Here is an 18,823-nt window from a genome sequence, read left to right as displayed (position 1 = left end):
GGTGACCGAGCGCGAGTGGGGGTAAGCCGCAAGTAGAGGACTACTTGCGGTCAGGGGTCACCAGACGTCGCCCGAGCGCCAGTCCGCGGTGATCTCCCCGTCCAGATCCATGGTGACCCCCACCGGCAGCACGTGGATCGACCCGTCGTCCTCCTTCGTCGCCTCCACGCCCGAAGGCGTCATGGCCGACGAAGGACCGCGCCACAGCAGCCACCCGCGCGACGCGTAGAACTCCAGCGCCTCGTCGGACGCCGAAAGCGCCCCGAGGTCGTACGCCTTCCGCAGGACCAGCTCCAGCGCGTCCATCATCGCGGCGCCGTGACCGCGCCGCCGGTGATCCGACCGGACGGCGACCGCCTCGACGTACCCCGTCCGCAGCGCCCGCCCGTCGTGCATCAGCCGTCGCTGGACCAGCGACGCGTGCCCGATCAGCTCGCCGCCCTCCCAGATCAGCGTATGCATGCCGCCGAGGGCGTTCTGCCAGTCGTCTTCGCTGAAATCACCGTCGAAGGCGTCGTCGAGCAGGGCGCGTGCCGCTTTCAGCACGGCGGCGTCGAGGTCGGCGGTGTGCACGGTCCACAGCTCGGTCATTCCGCCATCATCACCCGGAGGCGGCCTTCTGACCAGCGGGTTGTGATTCAGCAGCCGCACGACTGACGGTGTATGAAGCGCGGTGCGAGCCGTACGGATTCGGGTCGTCGCTCAGGGTCGGTGATCCGGGCCAGCAGGAGTTCGACGGCCTTGCGCCCGATCTCCTCGATCGGCTGCGCCATCGTGGTCACCGCCGGGGTCACCTGACCCGCCCACTCCATGTCGCCGTAGCCGACGATCGCCAGGTCGCGCCCGATCCGGATGCCGAGCCGGTGCGCCTCGTACTGGACGCCGATCATCATCGCCTCGCTCGCCACCACGAGCGCCGTCGGCGACGGCCAGCTGTCGAGCAGTTTCGCCGTCGCGGCGGCCGCTCCACCCGGGGTCGACTGCCCGCACGCGACCAGCTGCGACGTCCACCGGATGCCGGAGCGGCCGAGGCCGAGCCGGTACCCCAGCGCCCGCTCCTCGAAGGTGGCCATGTCCTCTTCGCCCGAGATGAAGCCGATCTTGCGGTGCCGCAGCCCGGCGAGGTGCCGCACGAGCGCGCACACGGCCTGGATGTTCTCGGAACCGACCTGGTCGACGTCGTTGCGTCCGGCCATCCGGTCGACGAGCACGGTCGGCACACCCATCCGGACCAGTCCGTTGATCACCGCTTCGTCACCGGCCGCCGGGACGAGCAGGACACCGTCGACGCGGTCCGCCCGCAGCGCGCGGATGACCGCGGCCTCTTCGGCGACGCTGTCCCCGGTGTCGGCGAGGGTGATTTCGCAGCCGTGACGTCGTCCGGCGCGGCGGATGGCGCGGATGAGCTCACCCGAATAGGGGTTCGCGTGCATCGCCATGGCCACCCCGAACCGGTGGGTGACAGGGGTGTCCTCCCACAGGGGTAACGCCGGCGACAATGCGGTCATCGGTCCACGCCTTCATCCGAGCTTGAATGAAGGTAACGGCTGACGGACCCCCGCTCGGCGGCGAGACCGGAAAGTCGGCCAACAATCATCAATGTGAGTGAACATGCGCGCATCCGCAGGACGCCCGATGGCGGAGAGTAGGCGGAATCCGAAGCGTCTGGGCCTTGCGTGCCGGATCGTTGATCCTGGCCAGCAACAGGCGCACCGCCTGTGTGCCGATCTCCTCGATCGGCTGCGCCATCGTGGTCAGCGGCGGATCGACCAGATCGGCCCACTCGACGTCGTCGTAGACCACCACCGGCAGGTCGATCCCGGCGCGCAGCCCGCGTTTGCGCAGCTCGTGCAGCACCCCGACCATCATGCTGTCGTTGCCGACCACCAGCGCCGTCGGCGGTTCCGGCAGCGCGAGCAGCGTGCTCAGCGCCAGCGCGCCGCCCGCACGCGACGACTGTCCGCACGCGACCAGGTCCTCCGACCAGGTCAAACCCGACCGGCCGAGCCCCAGCCGGTAGCCGAGGATGCGTTCCTCGCTGGTGCTCAACCCCGCCGTGCCGCTGATCATGCCGATCCGCTGATGCCCGAGCGACGCCAGATGCGCCGTCAGCGCGGACGTCGACTGGATGTTCTCCGCGCCGACCTGGTCGACGTCGGTGCGGGTGGAGAGCCGGTCGATGAGCACCGTCGGAACGTCCAGCGAGACGAGCTCGCCGATCACCGAACCGTCGCCGGGCGACGGCGTGATCAGCAGTCCGTCGACCCGGCGTGAGCGCAGGGTTCGCACGGTTTCACGCTCGGTGTCGACGGTGTCGTGCGTGTCCGCCAGCAAGACCGTGTAGCCGGCTGACGCGGCTTCGCGCTCGATCGCCTGGATCAGCAGGGCGAAGTACGGGTTCGCCAGCAGGGAGATCGCGACGCCGATCGACCGCGTGCCGCCGGTGACCAGGGAACGGGCGATGGCGTCACCGGTGTAGCCGGTCTGCTCGATCGCGCGCAGGACCGCGGCCTTGGTCTCCTCGGCCACCGCTCTCGTCCCGTTGACCACGTGTGAGACCGTCGTGATCGAGACTCCCGCCAGCTCGGCGATATCGCGTTGGGTGGGGCGGGAGGAGCGTGACGGCGGCATTACCAATCCTCGATCAAAGTCGCTGGCAAGCGTTTGCGCAAACGCTTGCGAGTGAGCATAACCCTGTCTACCTTCCGGTCCATCGCCGATAGCCTTGAATCGGAGGGCATCTCTCATGAGACAGCGCAGTCTCACTGTGCTCGCCATGGCCGCCGCACTCGCGGTGACCTCGGCCGGGTGCACGGTCGAACGCCACTGGGGTGGCGGATCGAACGCAGGCGGTGGTGGCAAGGCCAAGGTCGGCCTGGTCACCAAGACCGACACCAATCCCTACTTCGTCGAGCTGAGAGCGGCGGCCAAGGCGGCCGCCGAAGCGAACGGCGCCGAGTTCAACGCGCTCGCCGGCCAGTTCGACGGTGACAACGACGGCCAGGTCCGGGCCATCGAGAACCTCATGCAGCAGGGCGCGAACACCATCCTGATCACGCCGAGTTCCTCGACCGGCGTCCTCGACGCCATCGACCGCGCCCGCAAGGCCGGGGTGCTGGTCATCGCGCTCGACACCGCGACCGAACCCGACACCGCCGTCGACGCCACCTTCGCCACGGACAACTTCGAGGCCGGACGTCAGCAAGGCGCGTACGTCAAAGCCGTGCTGACAGGCAAGCCGCCGAAGCTGTTCATGGTGGACGGCACCGCCGGATCCACAGTGGACACCCAGCGGCACACCGGGTTCCTCAAGGGCATCGGCCTGACCGACGCGTCGCCGGAGATGAAGGGCAAGACGCCCGCGAACGGCGACCAGAGCCTGGCTCAGCAGGGCGTGGAGAACCTGCTGCAGCGCACCACCGACATCAACGCCGTCTACACGATGAACGAGCCGATGGGCCGCGGCACCTACGCCGCGCTCCAGGCCCGCGGCCTGGTGAACCAGATCGTGATGGGCTCGATCGACGGTGGTTGTGAAGGTGTCAAGAACGTCCGCGACGGCCAGTACGCCGCCACGGTCATGCAGTTCCCCAAGAAGATGGCGGAGCAGGGCGTCCTCGCCGCCGTCGAGTACGCCAAGACCGGCAAGAAGCCGAGCGGGTTCGTCAACACCGGATCCGCGGTGATCACGGACAAGCCGATCCCCGGCGTGGAAAGCCAGGACACCAAGTGGGGCCTCGAGAACTGCTGGGGGACGAAGTGATGGCAACAGCGACCCTCAAGGGCAACGAGCGGCCGACCATCGGTGAGTTCTTCCTGCGCGCACCGGCGGTCGGGCCCGCGCTGGCCCTGCTCGTCGCGATCGTGGTGTTCTCCCTGTCGACGGACACCTTCCTCGATCTCGACAACCTTTCCCTTGTGGTGCAACAGTCCCTGGTGGTCGGCACGCTCGCCCTCGGGCAGACGCTGATCATCCTGACCGCGGGCATCGACCTGGCCAACGCGGCCGCGATGGTGCTCGCGACGCTGATCATGGCGAAACTCGTCGTCGGCGGCGTTTCCGGGATTTGGGCGCTGCTGCTGGGAATCGTGGCGACGGTGGTGATCGGGATGGTCACCGGTTCGCTGGTCACCCGGATCAAACTGCCGCCGTTCATCGTCACGCTCGGCCTGCTGACGGTGCTCACCGCGGCCGCGAAACTGTTCGCGAGCGGCCAGGCCGTCCCGGTCGCCGACTCGCTGCTCAAATGGCTCGGCACCCGCCGCTACCTGTTCGGCGGCATCCCGATCACCTACGGCATGACGCTGGCTTTGCTGATGTACCTGGCACTTTGGTACGCGCTCACGCGGACGCCGTGGGGCAAGCACGTCTACGCGGTCGGCAACGCGCCGGAATCCGCGCGGCTGTCCGGGATCAAGGTCAACCGGACGATCCTTTCGGTGTACATCGTCGCCGGGGTGATCGTCGGGATCGCGGCCTGGCAGGCGCTCGGCCGGGTGCCGAACGCCGACCCGAACGCCTTCCAGCTCGGCAACCTCGACTCGATCACCGCGGTGGTGCTCGGCGGCGCGAGCCTGTTCGGCGGCCGGGGTTCGGTTCTCGGCACGATGATGGGCGCGCTGGTCGTCGCGGTCCTGCGGTCCGGGCTGACCCAGCTCGGGGTGGACGCGCTCTACCAGGACGTCGCGACCGGTGCCCTGCTCATCGGCGCCGTCTGCGTCGACCGTTTCGCGAGGAGGCAGCAGTCATGAGCCCCACTCCCACGTTGTCCGCCCAGGGACTCGTCAAACGCTATGGCCGGGTCACCGCCATCGACGGCGCCGACTTCGAACTGTTCCCCGGTGAGGTGCTCGCCGTCGTCGGCGACAACGGCGCCGGGAAGTCGAGCCTCATCAAAGCCCTTTCGGGCGCGGTGATCCCGGACGCCGGTGAGATCAAAGTGGACGGTCGGACCGTGCACTTCAAGTCCCCTTTGGACGCTCGCCACTACGGGATCGAGACGGTGTACCAGGATCTCGCCGTCGCCCCGGCGCTCGACATCGCGTCGAACATGTTCCTGGGCCGGGAAAAGCGGCGCAAGGATCTGTTCGGACAGCTGTTCAGGAAGCTGGACACCGCGACCATGCGGGCCGACGCCCAGCGGATCCTGGACGAACTCGGCATCAACATCAAGTCCATCACGCAGCCGGTGGAGACGCTGTCGGGCGGGCAGCGCCAGGGTGTCGCGGTCGCGCGGGCGGCCGCGTTCGGCACCAAGGCGGTGATCATGGACGAGCCCACCGCCGCGCTCGGCGTCGCCGAATCCGGCAAGGTGCTCGACCTGATCAACCGGATCCGTGAACGCGGCCTGCCGGTGGTGCTGATCAGCCACAACATGCCGCACGTGTTCGACATCGCCGACCGCATCCACGTGCACCGCCTCGGCAAGCGCGTCGCGGTCGTCTCGCCGAAGACGCACACGATGAACCAGGTCGTCGGCCTGCTCACGGGTGCGCTGAAGCTCGGCGAGAACGGCGAAGTCGAAGAGGTAGCCGCAGCCGTGCACACGGGCCTGTAGTGCGGCGGGTGCTGCTGGCGGGCTTGTGCACCGTCGACCAGGTTCAGCGCGTCGCCGAATTCCCGGCGCCGGGCGAGAAGGTGCGTTCGCTGTCCGTGGACGTCGCAGCCGGGGGGCCGGCGACGAACGCGGCGGTGACCGTGGCCGCGCTCGGCGCCGGGGCGACGCTCTTGACGGTCGCCGGTGCGCACCCGCTGGCGGCACTGGCCCGCACCGACCTCGAGGCGCACGGCGTCGACCTCGTCGACCTCGATCCAGCACTGCCCGATCCGCCCGCGATCAGCGCCATCGTCGTCCGTGACTCCGACGGGGAACGCACCGTCGTCTCGCGCAACGCCCACGCCTCTGGACACCCCACCCCGGCGCAATTCGTCCTCTCGTTGCGGTCCTTGCACGCGCAACTACCGCAACCAGAGGACGAATTGCCCGGGTGCGTGCTCCTCGACGGGCACCATCCGGAGGTCGCCCTGGAGGTCGCGCGCTGGGCGCGGGAGCGCGGCGTGCCGGTGGTGCTCGACGCCGGGAGCTGGAAGCCGGTCTTCGCCGAACTCCTGCCGCTGGTCGACATCGCCGCGTGCTCCTCGCTCTACCGCGGGGACGATCCGCGAGCGCACGGAGTGCCGGTGGTGATCACGACCGCGGGCCCCGATCCGGTGCGCTGGTCGACGGCGGACGGCTCCGGTGAGATCCCCGTCCCCGTCACCCGGGCGCGTGACACGCTAGGGGCGGGCGACGTCTGGCACGGCGCTTTCGCGTACGCGGTCGCCAGGGACACAGGGGATGTCCCCGGCTGGATCGAGTTCGCCAACGAGGTGGCCGCCGAACGGGTGCGGCATGAAGGACCGAGGTCGTGGACGGCCGCGGTCGCGAAGAAAGGACTGCCATGACAGCCATGCCTCCGGTGTTCGAGGACCTGTTGAGCAGGGCTCAGACGCTGGCGAAGCCGGGGCAGCGCAGCGTGCTCGGGATCGTCGGTGCCCCCGCGTCCGGCAAGACGACCCTGGCCTGGGGCCTGGCGAAGGCGCTGGGCACGAGGGCGGCCGTGGTCGGGATGGACGGTTTCCACCTGGCGCAGGTGGAACTGCAGCGCCTCGGCCGCGCGGAGCGCAAGGGCGCGCCGGACACCTTCGACGCCGCCGGGTACGTGCACCTGCTGCGAAGGCTCGCCGAAGGCCGCGAGACGGTCTACGCGCCCGAGTTCCGCCGCGAGGTCGAGGAGCCGATCGCCGGTGCCGTCGCGGTCACGCCGGACGTCCCGCTGGTCATCACCGAGGGGAACTACCTGCTCATGCAGGACGACCCGTGGAGCGGCGTGAAGCCGATCCTCGCCGAGTCCTGGTTCCTCGCACCGGACGAACCCGAGCGCATCGAGCGGCTCGTTTCGCGCCACCGCCGCTACGGCCGTTCGCTGGTCGACGCGCGCCGCCGCGCACTCGGTTCCGACCAGCGCAACGCCGATTTGATCGCGTCCACCAGCGGCCGGGCCGACCTGGTCCTCGAAAATCTTCCGCTGGTCAACTTCGCCATATGAGTGGTGTTCTCATCGTCACCGGCGGCAGCAAGGGCATCGGCGCGGCGGTCTGTGAACTGGCCGCCGCGCGCGGGTACGACGTCGTCGTCAACTACGCGGGTGACGCCGAAGCGGCCGAGGACGTCGCTTCGCGTGCCCGGAAGCACGGCGTCCAGGCGATCGCCCAGCGCGGGGACGTCGCGTCCGAAGACGACGTGCTGGCCCTGTTCGACGCGGCCGCCGGACTCGGTCCCCTCGCCGGGGTGGTCGCGAACGCGGCCATCACCGGCAACACCCCCGGCCGCTTCGACGAATATGACGTCGACGTCGTCCGTCGCGTGGTGGATGTCAACATCACGGGCGTCTTCCTGTGCGTCCGCGAGGGCATCCGTCGGATGTCCACCCGGTACGGCGGCGCGGGCGGCGCGATCGTGACGGTGTCCTCCACCGCCGCGCGGACCGGCTCGCCCGGGGAGTGGGTCCATTACGCGGGGACCAAGGCGGCGGTCGAAACGATGACCTACGGCGTGGCGCAAGAAGTCGCGCGGGAGTCCGTCCGGATCAACGCCGTCGCACCGGGGATGATCCACACCGGCCTGCACGCGGCGGCCGGGCTGCCCGATCGGATGGACCGGATCGCCCCGACCATTCCGATGGGGCGAGCGGGCGAACCCGGCGAAGTCGCGGAAGCCGTGCTGTGGCTGCTTTCCCCGGCCGCGTCGTACACCACCGGAACGGTGCTGACCGTCGGCGGAGGGCGTTGACCCCCGGGGCCACGGACCGGTTACGAGCGGATATCGGGTCCGCGTGCGGTTCAGCCACTTTTTAACACGGTTTCCCGGCAGATATCACGATTCATGTGGGAAGTCGGCGGATCACCTCGTGGCCCCAGGCGCCTGTGTCACCCTGGTTGCGCCCCCAAGCTCTTGATCAGGACGGTCATCCCCGATGTCCAAGCTCATGTCTGTGCACCACCTGGCACTCACCGTGACCGACGTGGACCGGAGCGTGCCCTGGTACGCCCGCGTGCTCGAACTCGAGGAGTTCACGCGTCGCGAAGACCCCGAAACGGGTCTGCGGAAGGTCGTGTTGCGCTCGCCGAGCGAGGGTTTCGCGGTGGTGCTCGTCGAACATCAGGACACCGAGCGGCCGCGGTTCGACGAACGGCGGACCGGTCTGGACCACGTGGCGTTCAAGGTCTCGTCGCGGTCGGAACTGGCCGAGTGGGAAGCGCGGCTCTCGGAGTACGGCGTCGTCTACACGCCGTCGAAGGGATCGCGAACCCTGGCAGGCTCGTCGGTCATCGTGTTCCGTGACCCCGATGGCATCCAGCTGGAGATCTGGGCGGATGCCTAAGTGATCGCGGGGTCCTCGACCTCGTCGGCGGGGCGCCGCATCTCCTGGCGGTAGCGGATCACGCCGTAGGCCGTGCCCACCACGAAGAACGCGACGCTGATCCACAGGGCGGCCGTCTTCACCCACGGGAGTTCGTCCAGCAGGCCGGCACCGTAGTAGCCGAGCAGGACCAGCGTCGGGACCCAGAGCAGCCCGCCGAGCGCCGTCGCGAGGGCGAAGCGGCGCGGATCCATCCGCGCGGTCCCGGCGATGAGCGGCGCCAGCGTGCGGATCCACGGGATCCAGCGCGCGGCGACGATGGCGAAGAAACCCCTGCGATCGAGGAAGTTCCTGGCGCGTTCGAGATTGTGCCGGTTCAGCACCTTGCCTCCGCGCCGGGCGATCAGTTTCGTGCCCGTCGTCCGGCCGATGTAGTAGCCCACCTGGTTGCCGAGGATCGCGACGAGCAGCGCGGCCGCCGAGAGCAGCCACGCGTTCAGGTCGGAGCCGTGCTGCGCGAGGACGACCCCGGCCGCGAACAGCAGGGAGTCGCCGGGCAGGAACAGCCCGATGATCAGCGCGCACTCCACGAAGATGAAGCTCAGCACGATCACCCAGACGAGCACCGGCCCGGCGGTGTCGAGCCAGCTCACGCCGATGCCCGCGGCCTCGGTGTACACCTCACTCACGCCGCGAGCCTACGTGTACTCGGCGAACCGCATGCGGCCGAACCGTGGAATCGGGGTGTCCGAAAGTTCCGGTCACGCGCCCCACGGACGCAATGAACGGGACTTTCATTGCAAAATCTGCAATGAAAGTCCCGTTCATTTCACTCGCGCCTAGTGCTCGACGAGCTCGTCGAGCGCCTGGTCGTAGCTCAGCCGGACGTCGTGTTCGGCCTGGTCACCGCCCAGCAGCTCCACCCGGCTGGTGGCGGGCGGGTAGCCGCTGGCGATCACCGTGTACGTCCCGGCGGGCAGGTCGCTGATCGTGTAGTTGCCCTCCGCGTCGGTCCTCGCCACGGCGGCGACGCCGCCCGAGGAGTCGAGCACGGTGATCCGCGCGTCCGGCACGATCCGTTCCCCGTCGGTGCGGGCGACCCCGCTCAGCAGGATCGTGCTGACCAGTTCGACGTCGTGACGCAGCACGCCGGCGCCGGTGGCGGTCAGCGTCGCCGCGACCGGCCGGAACCAGCGACCGCTGGCGACGATCGTGTACCGCCCGCCCACGATCCCGGCGAAGGAGTAGACGCCGTTCTCGTTCGTGTGGGTCCTGGCCACCTGATTGCCGTTGTGGTCGATCAGGGTCAGCGCCGCCCCCGCGACGTTCGTCGCGTCGTCCCGGCGGACGTGCCCGCTGATCTGCGCGGATCCCGCCCGGTAGACGCCGTTCCCGTTCCCGTTGGTCATCGCGTGCTTGCCGGGTTCGGGAGTCACCGGAGCCGTGACGACCGTCTTCTCGGAGGCCGTCTCGACAGGCGCGGGCTCCTCTTCTTCGAGAAGAGCTTCGCCGCCTTCGAGAGCCGATGCCGCCGAAGGAGCCGAGCCGCCGAGCAGCGGGATCTCCTTCATGAACATCAGCACCAGCGTCGCCAGCAGCGCGACCGCGCCCGCCACGTAGAACACCGTGGTGATCGACTCGGTGAAGCCGATCAGCACCGGGGTCTTGATGGCCTCGGGCAGGCTCGCGATACCGCTCGTGTTCGACTGGATGTCGCCCAGCGCCGCGGCGCCTTCCCCGGTCGGCGCGTTGCCGCCGAACGCCTTGGTGATGTTGCCCGGCAGGACGTTGAACAGGATCGTCAGGAACACCGCGACACCCGCGGTACCACCGATCTGCCGGAAGAACGTCGCCGAAGCGGTCGAGACGCCCATGTCGCTGCGCGGGCCCGCGTTCTGCACCGCGATGATCAGCGTCTGCATGCAGGCACCGAGGCCGAGACCGATGATCGCGGCCGCGACCAGCGGGTGCCACAGCGCGCTGTTGTACTCGACCTGCGCGAAGAAGAACGCGCCCGCCGCGATCAGCAGCGTGCCGACCACCGGGAACACCTTGTAGCGGCCGGTCTTGCTGGTGATCTGGCCCGAGATGATCGAACCGCTCATGATGCCCGCCATCAGCGGGATCATCAGCAGACCCGATTCGGTCGGCGAGAACTCCTGAACCACCTGCATGTACTGCGGGATCATCATGATCGCGCCGAACATCGCCACACCGACGATGACGCCGCCGATGATCGCGACCGTGAAGGTCGAGTTCTTGAACAGCCGCAGCGGGATCAGCGCGGCGTCCTTCATCAGCTTCTCGATGAAGATGAAGGCGACCACGCCGATGGCGCCGATGACGTAGCAGATGATCGCGTTCTGCGAGCCCCAGCCCCACTTGTTGCCCTGCTCGGCGACGATCAGGAACGGCACCACGGCGACGACGAGCGCGAGCCCGCCCCACCAGTCGATCTTGTGGTCGTGGCGCTGGTGCGGCACGTTGAGCACCTTGGCGACGACGAACAGCGCGACGATCGCGATCGGCACGTTGATCAGGAAGACCCAGCGCCAGCCGGCGATGTCGTAGCCGAAGACGCTGCCGAGCTTGTCGAAGTCGGCGAAGAACCCGCCGAGCACCGGGCCGAGCACGGTGGAGATACCGAACACGGCGAGGAAGTAGCCCTGGTATCGGGCGCGTTCCCGCGGTGGCACGATGTCGCCCATGATCGTCATCGCCAGCGACATCAGACCACCGGCGCCGAGGCCCTGGATCGCGCGGAACGCGGCCAGCTCGTACATCGACGTCGCGAACGCCGAGGCGATCGAACCGATCAGGAAGATCGAGATCGCCGCGATGTAGAACGGCTTGCGCCCGTAGATGTCGGACAGCTTGCCGTAGATCGGGGTGACGATCGTCGAGGTGATCAGGTAGGCCGTGGTGATCCAGGCCTGCAGGTCGAACCCGTTGAGGTCATTCGCGATGCGGACGATCGAGGTGCCCACGATCGTCTGGTCGAGCGCCGCCAGGAACATGCCCGACATCAGGCCGATCAGGATCGTGACGATCTGACGGTGACTGAGCCGGGGCCCCTCTTCGTGGACCGATGGCGGACTTTCTACTGCGGAACTCATTGTTCAGGCCCCCTTGGCCTTCGACGCCGACGCGGGGTCGGCGAACTGTGGAGATGTTTTTTCGATGTCGTCGTTCAGCCGGTGGAACAGCGAGTTGAGGGTTTCCCGGTCCGCGTCGGACCAGTCGCCGAGGACCTCGGCGAGCCACTGATTCCGTTGCTTGCGGTTCTCCTCGAACACCCGAAGCCCCTCGGCGGTCGGTGCGAGCAGGCAGGCGCGGCCGTCTTCGGGGTCGGCCAGGCGCTCGACCAGCCCGTGCTGGACGAGCGAGCTCGACTGCCTGCTGATGGTCGAGATCTCGGAGTGCAGGAACTCGGCGAGTTTGCTGGTCCGCTGGGGCCCGCCGTGGATGAGGCAGAAGAGGATCGCGTACGCGGCCCGCTCGATGCCGTCCGGCCCCTGCTTGGACACCTGGGACTTGGCCCGGTTGACCAGGCGGACGAGCCGCACGAGCTCGTGCCCGAGGGTGTCGGCCAGATCGAGGTCGGACTTCGACCTGGTGCCGGGTGTCGTGGGTGTCATGGTGGTCTCTCTCGCCGGTTGCTTGGTCACTGCAACTAGTTGCCTAGAGCAAGGATGTTCCTCTCAAGGGTGCTTCGCAAGGAGAAAACGACCTGGTGTGTCGGACAACACTTTAGTTGCCGCATGCAAGCACATTTATTCGTGCATATTTGTCCGGTTCGCCCGTCTTGGAGCGCTGAGCAGGGGTTTTGTCGCCAAGGGAACAAGCCGGGCCGGTCGCGCTTTGATGAAGTCATGACCGACTCCGCGCTTCTCGCGATCCTCGCCGGCCACAACCTCGGCACTCTCGCCACCATCAAGCGGGACGGCAGGCCGCAGCTCTCGACCGTCAATTACCTCTACGACGCGGACGCCGGCGCGATCCTGATCTCGATCACCGCGCCGCGCGCCAAGACCAGGAACCTTCAGCGCGACCCGCGGGCGACGTTCCACGTCGCGACCGAGAGTGGCGGCAGCTACGTCGTCGTCGAGGGTCCTGCCGTGCTCACGCCGACCGCCGCTTCGCGCGACGACGCGACCGTCGACGCGCTGGTGGATCACTACCGGCGGGCTCGCGGCGAGCATCCGGACTGGGACGAGTTCCGGGACGCCATGGTCGCCGACCAGCGGGTCCTGCTGACCATCCCGATCGAGCGCGTCTACGGCCTCGACCGCGTTTAGTCCTCTAGTTGCGGTCCTTGCGCGTGCAAGGACCGCAACTAGAGGACTAAACGCGAGGGGATCAGCGCTGGATGCGGGCCTTGATCTCGTCGATCCGGTCGAGGAGGGGGCTCGGGTCGTCCCGGCCGAGTGCGGCCCGCAGGTAGAGGCCGTCGCCGACCAGGATGACCAGCTCGGCGGTCAGCGGGTCGTCGACGTGCTCGCTGATCAGGTCGTGGACCCGCTGGTTGTAGACCTGCACGACCTCGGAGACCCGCGGCTCGTTGAGCATGATCCGGATCGTCGCCATGGTCGTGCGGTGCAGCGGCTTGCGCTGGGTGACGTCGGTGATCGCGGTGCGCAGGTACCACGAGACGACACCTTCGGGTGCGTTTCGTGCCCGCTCGAGGTCCTCGTCCGAGAGCCGGGCCAGGCGCTCCATCATGCCGTCGACCAGGGCGTCCTTCGAGCCGAAGTGGTAGAGCAAGCCACCCTTCGACACTCCGGCGTGCGCGGCGACGGCTTCCAAGGTGATGCCGCCGGGGCCCTGCTCGATGAGGATCTCTTCGTACGAGTCGAGGATGCGTTCCTTCGCCGTGGGCTTCGCCATATCAGTTGACTATACCGTCCGGACGGTTTACCTTCGAACCAGGCGGTAACTGTACCGTCCAGACGGTTTACCTATTTGAGGAGAGTGCGCCATGGCGGGGCGCAAGCAGTGGTGGGCGTTGGCGGTACTGGTGCTTCCGGTGCTGCTGATCAGCGTGGACATGACGGTGCTCGGGTTCGCGCTGCCGTTCCTGTCCGAGGATCTGGCGCCGACCGGTGCGGAGCAGTTGTGGATCGTCGACATCTACTCGTTCATGCTGGCGGGCCTGCTGGTCCTGATGGGCACGCTCGGCGACCGCATCGGGCGCCGCAAGCTGCTGCTCATGGGTGCCGCGGCGTTCGGCGCCGCGTCGGTGCTCGCGGCCTTCTCGACCAGCGCGTTCATGCTGATCATCGCCAGGGCGCTGCTCGGGATCGGTGGCGCGACGCTGATGCCGTCGACGCTGTCGCTGATCCGCAGCATCTTCCTCGACCCCAAACAGCGCCGGACCGCGATCGCGGTGTGGAGCGCCGGGTTCTCCGGCGGCATGGCGCTCGGACCGGTGCTCGGCGGCTGGCTGTTGGAGCACTTCTGGTGGGGTTCGGTGTTCCTCATCAACGTCCCGGTGATGCTGGTGCTGCTGGTCGTCGGACCGTTCGTGCTGCCGGAGGCGCGTGACCCGAAGCCGGGCCGCTTCGACCCGTTGTCGGCGCTGCTGTCCCTGGCCGCGATGCTGCCGGTGGTCTACGGCATCAAGCTGGTCGCCGAACACGGCTTCACCCTCAAGGCCGCGATCAGCATCCTGATCGGTCTCGCGCTCGGTGTGCTGTTCGTCCGCAGGCAGAACCGCCTCGACGAGCCGATGCTCGACCTGAAGCTGTTCTCGAACCGGGCCTTCAGCGGGTCCGTCGTGACGAACATGCTCGGCGTGTTCGCCATGGTCGGCCTGTTGTTCCTGGTACCGCAGTACCTGCAGCTGGTGCTCGGGCTGACCCCGGTCGTCGCCGCACTGTGGATGCTCCCGGCGACGGTCGCCGGGATCACCGGCGCGCTTCTCGCGGCTTGGCTCGCGAAGCGGATCCGGGTGTCCGTGCTGGTCAGTGTCGGTCTCCTGGTCGCCGCTGTCGGGTTCCTGGCGTTGACGCAGGTCTCGTCCGGCGGCGGGCTCGCGTACGTCGTGGTGTCGTTCACGCTGCTCGGGGGCGGTGTCGCCCTGTCGGAGACGCTGACGAACGACCTGGTCATCTCGGCCGCGCCTGCCGAACGGGCCGGGGCCGCGTCGGCGATTTCCGAGACCGGCTTCGAGCTGGGCGGCGCGCTGGGCACCGCGATCCTGGGTAGTGTCGCGACCGCGGTCTACCGCTCCGGCCTGCCGGAGGGCACGCCCGAGGCCGCGCGGGACACGCTCGGTGGCGCCGTCGCCACCGCGCAGCAGCTAGACCCCGCGCAGGGGCAGGCGTTGCTGACGTCGGCGCGTGAAGCCTTCACCCAGGGGATGCACGTCACCGCATGGGCAGGCGTCGCTGTGCTCCTCTATACGGGTGTTCAAGCGTACATTCTGCTCAATCGGAAGAAAGATTCCGCAGTGCGGATCTGATGAGCCTACGATAAGGGTATGAGCAACGACGCCTTGGTCATCCGGCTCCGCGAGCATCTCGGCGAAGCCGCGGTACTCACCGACTACGACGTCACGGCCGCGTACTCGCGCGACATGATGCCGCTCGCCGAGTCGGGCAGGCCCCTCGCGGTGGTGCTGCCCGCCGACACGGCGGGGGTGCAGGCCGTGGTCAGGGCCTGCGCGGAGTTCGAGGTGCCGATCGTGCCCCGCGGCGCCGGCAGTGGTCTGTCCGGCGCCGCGAACGCGATCGACGGCTGTGTCGTGCTGGTGCTGACCAAACTCGACCAGGTCGTCGAGATCGACGAGGGCAACCGGCTCGCCGTCGTGCAGCCCGGCGTGGTGAACCTCGATTTCCGTACCGCGGTGGAGAAACACGGCCTGTTCTATCCGCCGGACCCCTCCAGCTATGACTGGTGCACCATCGGCGGCAACCTGTCCACCAACGCCGGTGGCCTGTGCTGCGTGAAGTACGGCGTCACCACGGATTCCGTACTGGGCTTGGAAGTCGTGCTCGCCGACGGGTCGCTGCTGAAGACCGGGCGTCGCACGGTGAAGGGCGTCGCGGGCTACGACCTCGCGCGGCTCTTCGTCGGCAGCGAGGGCACGCTCGGGGTGATCACACAGGCGACAGTCGCGCTGAAACCGTTGCCGCAACTGCCTTCCACGCTCGTCGCGGCCTTCAACAGCACTGAGGCCGCCGGGGAGGCCGTCGCGCGAGTCGTGCGCGAGGGACTGGTGCCGTCACTGCTGGAGATCATGGACGCGACGTCCATCAAGGCCGCCGAGGCCTATCTCAAGACCGACCTCGGCACCAGCTCGGACTGCAAAGCCTTGCTGCTCGCGCAATCCGACTCCGGCGGCGAGGTCGCGCGGAGGGAACTCGCGGCGCTGGAACAGATCTGCGTCGACTGCGGCGCGGATCTGGCCTACGCCACCGAAGATCTCGAAGAGGGCAAGATGCTGCTGCAGGCGCGGCGGGTCGTGCTCACCGCGCTGGAGCTGTACGGCGTCTGGCTGACCGACGACGTCTGCGTGCCGCGCACCCGGATCGCCGAGCTGATCGCGGGCTGCGAGCGGATCAGTGAAGAGGTCGGGCTGCGGATCGCCGTCGTGGGCCACGCCGGCGATGGCAACATGCACCCGACGATCGTCTACTCGCCGGACTCCGAGGAGGAGTTCGCCCGCGCACGGAAGGCTTTCGACGCGATTCTGGAGGTCGCCCTGTCGCTGGGCGGGACGGTCACCGGCGAGCACGGCATCGGCAGGATCAAGCGCGAGTGGCTCGTGAAGGAGATCGGCGAAGTCGGCCTTCGCGTGCATCGCCAGATCAAGCAGGCTCTCGACCCGGGGAACCTCTTCAACCCGGGTTCGATGTTCTCCCTCTGAACGCCAGGAAAGGCCCGTTACTTGCAAAATTTGCAAGTAACGGGCCTTTCCTGGCACGTCGGAAGGGGTCAGTCGCGCACGCGCGGGATCTGCTGCGTCGCGTCCATGTCCACGGCCGGAGCGGCGTCGGTGCCCGAGTGCTTCTTCTCGCGGCGCGCCTTCAGGTACTCGATCACGATCGGCACCACCGACACCAGCACGATCAGGATGAAGATCGCGTCGATGTTCTTCTCGATGAAAGCGACCCCGCCGAGCAAATGGCCGAGCGCGGTGATCCCGGCGGCCCACAGGATGCCGCCGATGACGGTGTAGGTGAAGTACTTCTTCGGGTCCATCTTGCCGATGCCCGCGATCCAGGTGATGAACGTCCGCACGAACGGCACGAACCGCGCCAGCACGACCGCCTTCGGCCCGTGTTTCTCCAGGAAGGCGTGTGTCTGGTCGACGTACTTCTTGTTGAAGAACTTCGAATCCGGCTTGCGGAACAGCCAAGGCCCGATCTTCCAGCCGAGGCCGTAGCCGAGCATGTTGCCGATCAGGGCGGCGAGCGTGACCAGCACGCACACCAGCCAGAGCGGGGCCTTGATCGAGCCGTTCGCGATGAGCAGGCCCGCGGTGAACAGCAAGGAGTCTCCGGGCAGCACCGGGAAGACGCTGCTTTCGATGAAGATGATCAGGCAGAGCACGGTGATGACCGGGACGGTCAGCCCGCTCAACAGGATCTTCGGGTCCAGCCACTCGGGCAGGAGCCCCATCGTCGTCACGGTGTTCTGCGCCAGGATCACACCAAAACGGTACAGGGTGACGCAGAGTGCCTTAACCCGACGGGAGAGGGCGGCTCAGATCAGGGTGAGCAGCCCGATCACCGAACCGGCGGCCAGTCCCAGGAGCACGGCCAGCAGCAACACCCAGTACGCGGGCAGCGGGGCACTGCCGGGCGAAGGTGCCGGAGGCGGTGTCGGACGCTCCGCCATCCTGGCCGTTTCCGCGTTCTCCAGCGCGACGCGCTCCCGTTCGAGCGAGTCCGCGCTCGCACCGGAAAGCAGGCCGTACTGGAGAGGCAGCTCGTGCTCCCCCGGAGCGGCCTCGACAGTGTCAGAGTCATCCGAATCACTCTGCGTGTCCGAATTGCTCTCTGTGTCCGGTTCGACCGGTTTCTCGGTGGAAGCCTCGGTGATCCGCTCCGCCGAAGGGGCGAAGACGGCCTGAGCGCGCAAGGCGTCGGCTAGGAGCTTCTCCGGGTCCTTGGGCTCGCTCATCCAGGCTCCCTTCGCCGCTACCCGTCGCTGACCGACACACCACCTTCGACCGCGCCGCTCAGCGGGGCCGTGGCGCTCAATGTAGCCGCAGCGTCGTCCTCGACCCACTCGCCCTGGCGCAGCACCTTGACCGGTCGCAGGTCGCGGTCCAGCACGACGACGTCGGCCGCGAGCCCGGCGCGCAGCGACCCGGTCCGGTCGGCGATGCCGAGCAGTTCGGCCGGTCGGCCGGAGGTCGCGCGGACGGCGTCGAGCAGGTCGATGCCCGCGCCGCGGACCAGGTTGCGGAAGGCCGCGTCCATGGTCAGCGTGCTGCCCGCCAGTGAACCGTTCCCGGCCAGCGTGGCGACACCGTCGCGGACGTCGACCTCGAGGCGGCCGAGGATGTAGCTGCCGTCGGCGGCGTCGGTGGCCGACATGGCGTCGGTGATGAGCACCGTCCGGCCCTTGCCCGCGTGGTGCGCGGCGAGCCGCAGCACCGTCGGGTGCACGTGGACGAGGTCGCAGATCAGCTCGACGGTGATCCGCTCGTCGTCGAGGAGGGCGCCGATCGGGCCCGGCTCGCGATGGTGGAGGGGACGCATGGCGTTGAAGAGGTGGGTCGCGACGGAGGCGCCCGCGTCGATCGCGGGGATGATCTGGTCTTCCACGCCGTCGGTGTGCCCGATGGCGGCGATGACGCCCGATTCGGCCAGTTGCCGCACCGCTTTGACGCCACCGTGCAGTTCCGGGGCGAGCGTGACCATCCGGATGTCGCCGCGGCCCGCGCCGAGGAGCGCGTTCACCGTCGCCGTGTCCGGCTCGATCAGCGTCGCCGGGTCGTGTGCCCCGCACCGCGCTTTGGAGATGAAGGGTCCTTCAAGGTGAATCCCGGCAAGTTCACCCTCTTGGACCAGCTCTCGGAGGGCCGCGATCTGGTCCCTGAGCACCGGGATGGGATCCGAGACCAGACTGCCGAGCATGGTCGTGGTCCCGTGGCGCCGGTGCGCGCGGACAGCGCGGAACAGCTCCTCGGGATTTCCGCTGGAGAACGACCCGCCCCCACCGCCATGGCAGTGGGTGTCGATGAAGCCGGGGATGACCAGGCCCCCGTCGACATGGACGCGGTCGATGTCCGGGGGTGTCCCGGAACCGACTTGGACGATCGTGCCGCCGGCGATAGCCAGCCAGCCGTCGTCGAGTACACGGTCCGGGGTCACTACCCGGCCGCCCACGATCACGAAATCTCCGGCGCCTCTCACGCCCCCCAGCATATATTGGTCTGGACCAAGCATGGCGGCACAACCCAGCG

Annotated in this window: 20 protein-coding genes; 10 read left to right on the top strand and 10 right to left on the bottom strand. The window is 68.1% G+C overall.

Annotated features, from left to right (window positions below):
- Positions 1 to 57: 57 nt before the first annotated feature.
- The 3 genes from ACZ5IK_RS14280 to ACZ5IK_RS14270 all read right to left on the bottom strand — a co-directional run bounded on the left by ACZ5IK_RS14280 (position 58) and on the right by ACZ5IK_RS14270 (position 2,631).
- Positions 58 to 591 carry a GNAT family N-acetyltransferase gene (locus ACZ5IK_RS14280; RefSeq protein WP_465488077.1) on the bottom strand — a complete coding sequence of 178 codons (534 nt, stop codon included), beginning with the start codon at positions 589 to 591 and terminating at the stop codon, positions 58 to 60.
- A 47-nt stretch (positions 592 to 638) separates the two neighbouring features.
- On the bottom strand, positions 639 to 1,508 hold the full coding sequence (locus tag ACZ5IK_RS14275) for a LacI family DNA-binding transcriptional regulator (protein ID WP_168214444.1): 870 nt from the start codon (positions 1,506 to 1,508) through the stop codon (positions 639 to 641).
- Positions 1,509 to 1,596: 88 nt separating this feature from the next.
- Positions 1,597 to 2,631 carry a LacI family DNA-binding transcriptional regulator gene (locus ACZ5IK_RS14270; protein ID WP_465488076.1) on the bottom strand — a complete coding sequence of 345 codons (1,035 nt, stop codon included), beginning with the start codon at positions 2,629 to 2,631 and terminating at the stop codon, positions 1,597 to 1,599.
- A 115-nt stretch (positions 2,632 to 2,746) separates the two neighbouring features.
- On the opposite strand from ACZ5IK_RS14270, the gene ACZ5IK_RS14265 reads away from it, so the two are divergent.
- The 7 genes from ACZ5IK_RS14265 (at position 2,747) to ACZ5IK_RS14235 (ending at position 8,424) form a co-directional block, all read left to right on the top strand.
- Complete coding sequence (locus ACZ5IK_RS14265; RefSeq protein ID WP_465488075.1) at positions 2,747 to 3,763, top strand: substrate-binding domain-containing protein; 1,017 nt, start codon at positions 2,747 to 2,749, stop codon at positions 3,761 to 3,763.
- Complete coding sequence (locus ACZ5IK_RS14260) at positions 3,763 to 4,752, top strand: ABC transporter permease (protein WP_184897291.1); 990 nt, start codon at positions 3,763 to 3,765, stop codon at positions 4,750 to 4,752. Before ACZ5IK_RS14265 ends, ACZ5IK_RS14260 begins: the two co-directional genes overlap by 1 nt.
- Complete coding sequence (locus ACZ5IK_RS14255; RefSeq protein WP_465488074.1) at positions 4,749 to 5,558, top strand: ATP-binding cassette domain-containing protein; 810 nt, start codon at positions 4,749 to 4,751, stop codon at positions 5,556 to 5,558. Before ACZ5IK_RS14260 ends, ACZ5IK_RS14255 begins: the two co-directional genes overlap by 4 nt.
- 8 nt (positions 5,559 to 5,566) lie before the next feature.
- Positions 5,567 to 6,445 carry a PfkB family carbohydrate kinase gene (locus ACZ5IK_RS14250; protein WP_465488073.1) on the top strand — a complete coding sequence of 293 codons (879 nt, stop codon included), beginning with the start codon at positions 5,567 to 5,569 and terminating at the stop codon, positions 6,443 to 6,445.
- Positions 6,442 to 7,089 carry a nucleoside/nucleotide kinase family protein gene (locus tag ACZ5IK_RS14245; protein ID WP_465488072.1) on the top strand — a complete coding sequence of 216 codons (648 nt, stop codon included), beginning with the start codon at positions 6,442 to 6,444 and terminating at the stop codon, positions 7,087 to 7,089. Before ACZ5IK_RS14250 ends, ACZ5IK_RS14245 begins: the two co-directional genes overlap by 4 nt.
- Positions 7,086 to 7,832 carry an SDR family oxidoreductase gene (locus tag ACZ5IK_RS14240; protein WP_465488071.1) on the top strand — a complete coding sequence of 249 codons (747 nt, stop codon included), beginning with the start codon at positions 7,086 to 7,088 and terminating at the stop codon, positions 7,830 to 7,832. The genes ACZ5IK_RS14245 and ACZ5IK_RS14240 overlap by 4 nt, the downstream gene beginning before the upstream one ends.
- A gap of 184 nt (positions 7,833 to 8,016) precedes the next feature.
- Positions 8,017 to 8,424 carry a VOC family protein gene (locus tag ACZ5IK_RS14235; RefSeq protein WP_465488070.1) on the top strand — a complete coding sequence of 136 codons (408 nt, stop codon included), beginning with the start codon at positions 8,017 to 8,019 and terminating at the stop codon, positions 8,422 to 8,424.
- Here ACZ5IK_RS14235 and ACZ5IK_RS14230 read toward each other — a convergent pair.
- The 3 genes from ACZ5IK_RS14230 to ACZ5IK_RS14220 all read right to left on the bottom strand — a co-directional run bounded on the left by ACZ5IK_RS14230 (position 8,421) and on the right by ACZ5IK_RS14220 (position 12,041).
- A complete protein-coding gene (locus tag ACZ5IK_RS14230) occupies positions 8,421 to 9,092 on the bottom strand; it encodes a DedA family protein (RefSeq protein WP_465488069.1) in 672 nt (223 codons plus the stop codon). The two genes, ACZ5IK_RS14235 and ACZ5IK_RS14230, sit on opposite strands and share 4 nt — an antisense overlap.
- Positions 9,093 to 9,242: 150 nt before the next feature.
- Positions 9,243 to 11,519 (bottom strand): MFS transporter, encoded by a 2,277-nt coding sequence (locus ACZ5IK_RS14225; protein WP_465488068.1) that lies wholly within the window; start codon positions 11,517 to 11,519, stop codon positions 9,243 to 9,245.
- 3 nt (positions 11,520 to 11,522) lie between these two features.
- Entirely contained in the window at positions 11,523 to 12,041 is a 519-nt protein-coding gene (locus ACZ5IK_RS14220) for a MarR family winged helix-turn-helix transcriptional regulator (protein ID WP_465488067.1), read from the bottom strand.
- 234 nt (positions 12,042 to 12,275) lie between these two features.
- On the opposite strand from ACZ5IK_RS14220, the gene ACZ5IK_RS14215 reads away from it, so the two are divergent.
- Entirely contained in the window at positions 12,276 to 12,701 is a 426-nt protein-coding gene (locus ACZ5IK_RS14215; RefSeq protein ID WP_465488066.1) for a PPOX class F420-dependent oxidoreductase, read from the top strand.
- A gap of 61 nt (positions 12,702 to 12,762) precedes the next feature.
- On the opposite strand, the gene ACZ5IK_RS14210 is transcribed toward ACZ5IK_RS14215, so the two are convergent.
- Entirely contained in the window at positions 12,763 to 13,290 is a 528-nt protein-coding gene (locus tag ACZ5IK_RS14210) for a TetR/AcrR family transcriptional regulator (RefSeq protein WP_465488065.1), read from the bottom strand.
- Between the two features lie 91 nt (positions 13,291 to 13,381).
- Here ACZ5IK_RS14210 and ACZ5IK_RS14205 point away from each other — a divergent pair, with 91 nt between their 5' ends.
- Both ACZ5IK_RS14205 and ACZ5IK_RS14200 read left to right on the top strand, forming a co-directional pair.
- Positions 13,382 to 14,866, top strand: a complete 1,485-nt coding sequence (locus tag ACZ5IK_RS14205) for an MFS transporter (RefSeq protein WP_465488064.1) — start codon at positions 13,382 to 13,384, stop codon at positions 14,864 to 14,866.
- A gap of 18 nt (positions 14,867 to 14,884) precedes the next feature.
- On the top strand, positions 14,885 to 16,273 hold the full coding sequence (locus tag ACZ5IK_RS14200) for an FAD-binding oxidoreductase (protein ID WP_465488063.1): 1,389 nt from the start codon (positions 14,885 to 14,887) through the stop codon (positions 16,271 to 16,273).
- Between the two features lie 68 nt (positions 16,274 to 16,341).
- On the opposite strand, the gene ACZ5IK_RS14195 is transcribed toward ACZ5IK_RS14200, so the two are convergent.
- The 3 genes from ACZ5IK_RS14195 to nagA are packed head-to-tail and all read right to left on the bottom strand — an operon-like array spanning position 16,342 to position 18,752.
- Complete coding sequence (locus ACZ5IK_RS14195; RefSeq protein ID WP_465488062.1) at positions 16,342 to 17,058, bottom strand: DedA family protein; 717 nt, start codon at positions 17,056 to 17,058, stop codon at positions 16,342 to 16,344.
- Between the two features lie 54 nt (positions 17,059 to 17,112).
- Positions 17,113 to 17,532: a hypothetical protein gene (locus tag ACZ5IK_RS14190; RefSeq protein ID WP_465488061.1), complete on the bottom strand. Its 420-nt coding sequence runs from the start codon at positions 17,530 to 17,532 to the stop codon at positions 17,113 to 17,115.
- A gap of 17 nt (positions 17,533 to 17,549) precedes the next feature.
- A complete protein-coding gene (gene nagA, locus ACZ5IK_RS14185) occupies positions 17,550 to 18,752 on the bottom strand; it encodes an N-acetylglucosamine-6-phosphate deacetylase (protein WP_101611346.1) in 1,203 nt (400 codons plus the stop codon).
- Positions 18,753 to 18,823 lie beyond the last annotated feature (71 nt).

Source organism: Amycolatopsis sp. NPDC031561 (assembly GCF_055580625.1).
This window is presented reverse-complemented; position numbering and strand designations above follow the sequence as displayed.

Bases quoted from the DNA above. Each gene is read 5' to 3' on its own strand.
- ACZ5IK_RS14265 (WP_465488075.1), top strand. From the start codon at position 2,747: ATGAGACAGCGCAGTCTCACTGTGCTCGCCATGGCCGCCGCACTCGCG.
- ACZ5IK_RS14190 (WP_465488061.1), bottom strand. From the start codon at position 17,532: ATGAGCGAGCCCAAGGACCCGGAGAAGCTCCTAGCCGACGCCTTGCGC.
- ACZ5IK_RS14215 (WP_465488066.1), top strand. From the start codon at position 12,276: ATGACCGACTCCGCGCTTCTCGCGATCCTCGCCGGCCACAACCTCGGC.
- ACZ5IK_RS14280 (WP_465488077.1), bottom strand. From the start codon at position 591: ATGACCGAGCTGTGGACCGTGCACACCGCCGACCTCGACGCCGCCGTG.
- ACZ5IK_RS14220 (WP_465488067.1), bottom strand. From the start codon at position 12,041: ATGACACCCACGACACCCGGCACCAGGTCGAAGTCCGACCTCGATCTG.
- ACZ5IK_RS14260 (WP_184897291.1), top strand. From the start codon at position 3,763: ATGGCAACAGCGACCCTCAAGGGCAACGAGCGGCCGACCATCGGTGAG.
- ACZ5IK_RS14245 (WP_465488072.1), top strand. From the start codon at position 6,442: ATGACAGCCATGCCTCCGGTGTTCGAGGACCTGTTGAGCAGGGCTCAG.
- ACZ5IK_RS14235 (WP_465488070.1), top strand. From the start codon at position 8,017: ATGTCCAAGCTCATGTCTGTGCACCACCTGGCACTCACCGTGACCGAC.
- ACZ5IK_RS14200 (WP_465488063.1), top strand. From the start codon at position 14,885: ATGAGCAACGACGCCTTGGTCATCCGGCTCCGCGAGCATCTCGGCGAA.
- ACZ5IK_RS14225 (WP_465488068.1), bottom strand. From the start codon at position 11,519: ATGAGTTCCGCAGTAGAAAGTCCGCCATCGGTCCACGAAGAGGGGCCC.
- ACZ5IK_RS14210 (WP_465488065.1), bottom strand. From the start codon at position 13,290: ATGGCGAAGCCCACGGCGAAGGAACGCATCCTCGACTCGTACGAAGAG.
- ACZ5IK_RS14205 (WP_465488064.1), top strand. From the start codon at position 13,382: ATGGCGGGGCGCAAGCAGTGGTGGGCGTTGGCGGTACTGGTGCTTCCG.
- ACZ5IK_RS14270 (WP_465488076.1), bottom strand. From the start codon at position 2,631: ATGCCGCCGTCACGCTCCTCCCGCCCCACCCAACGCGATATCGCCGAG.
- ACZ5IK_RS14255 (WP_465488074.1), top strand. From the start codon at position 4,749: ATGAGCCCCACTCCCACGTTGTCCGCCCAGGGACTCGTCAAACGCTAT.
- ACZ5IK_RS14240 (WP_465488071.1), top strand. From the start codon at position 7,086: ATGAGTGGTGTTCTCATCGTCACCGGCGGCAGCAAGGGCATCGGCGCG.
- ACZ5IK_RS14275 (WP_168214444.1), bottom strand. From the start codon at position 1,508: ATGACCGCATTGTCGCCGGCGTTACCCCTGTGGGAGGACACCCCTGTC.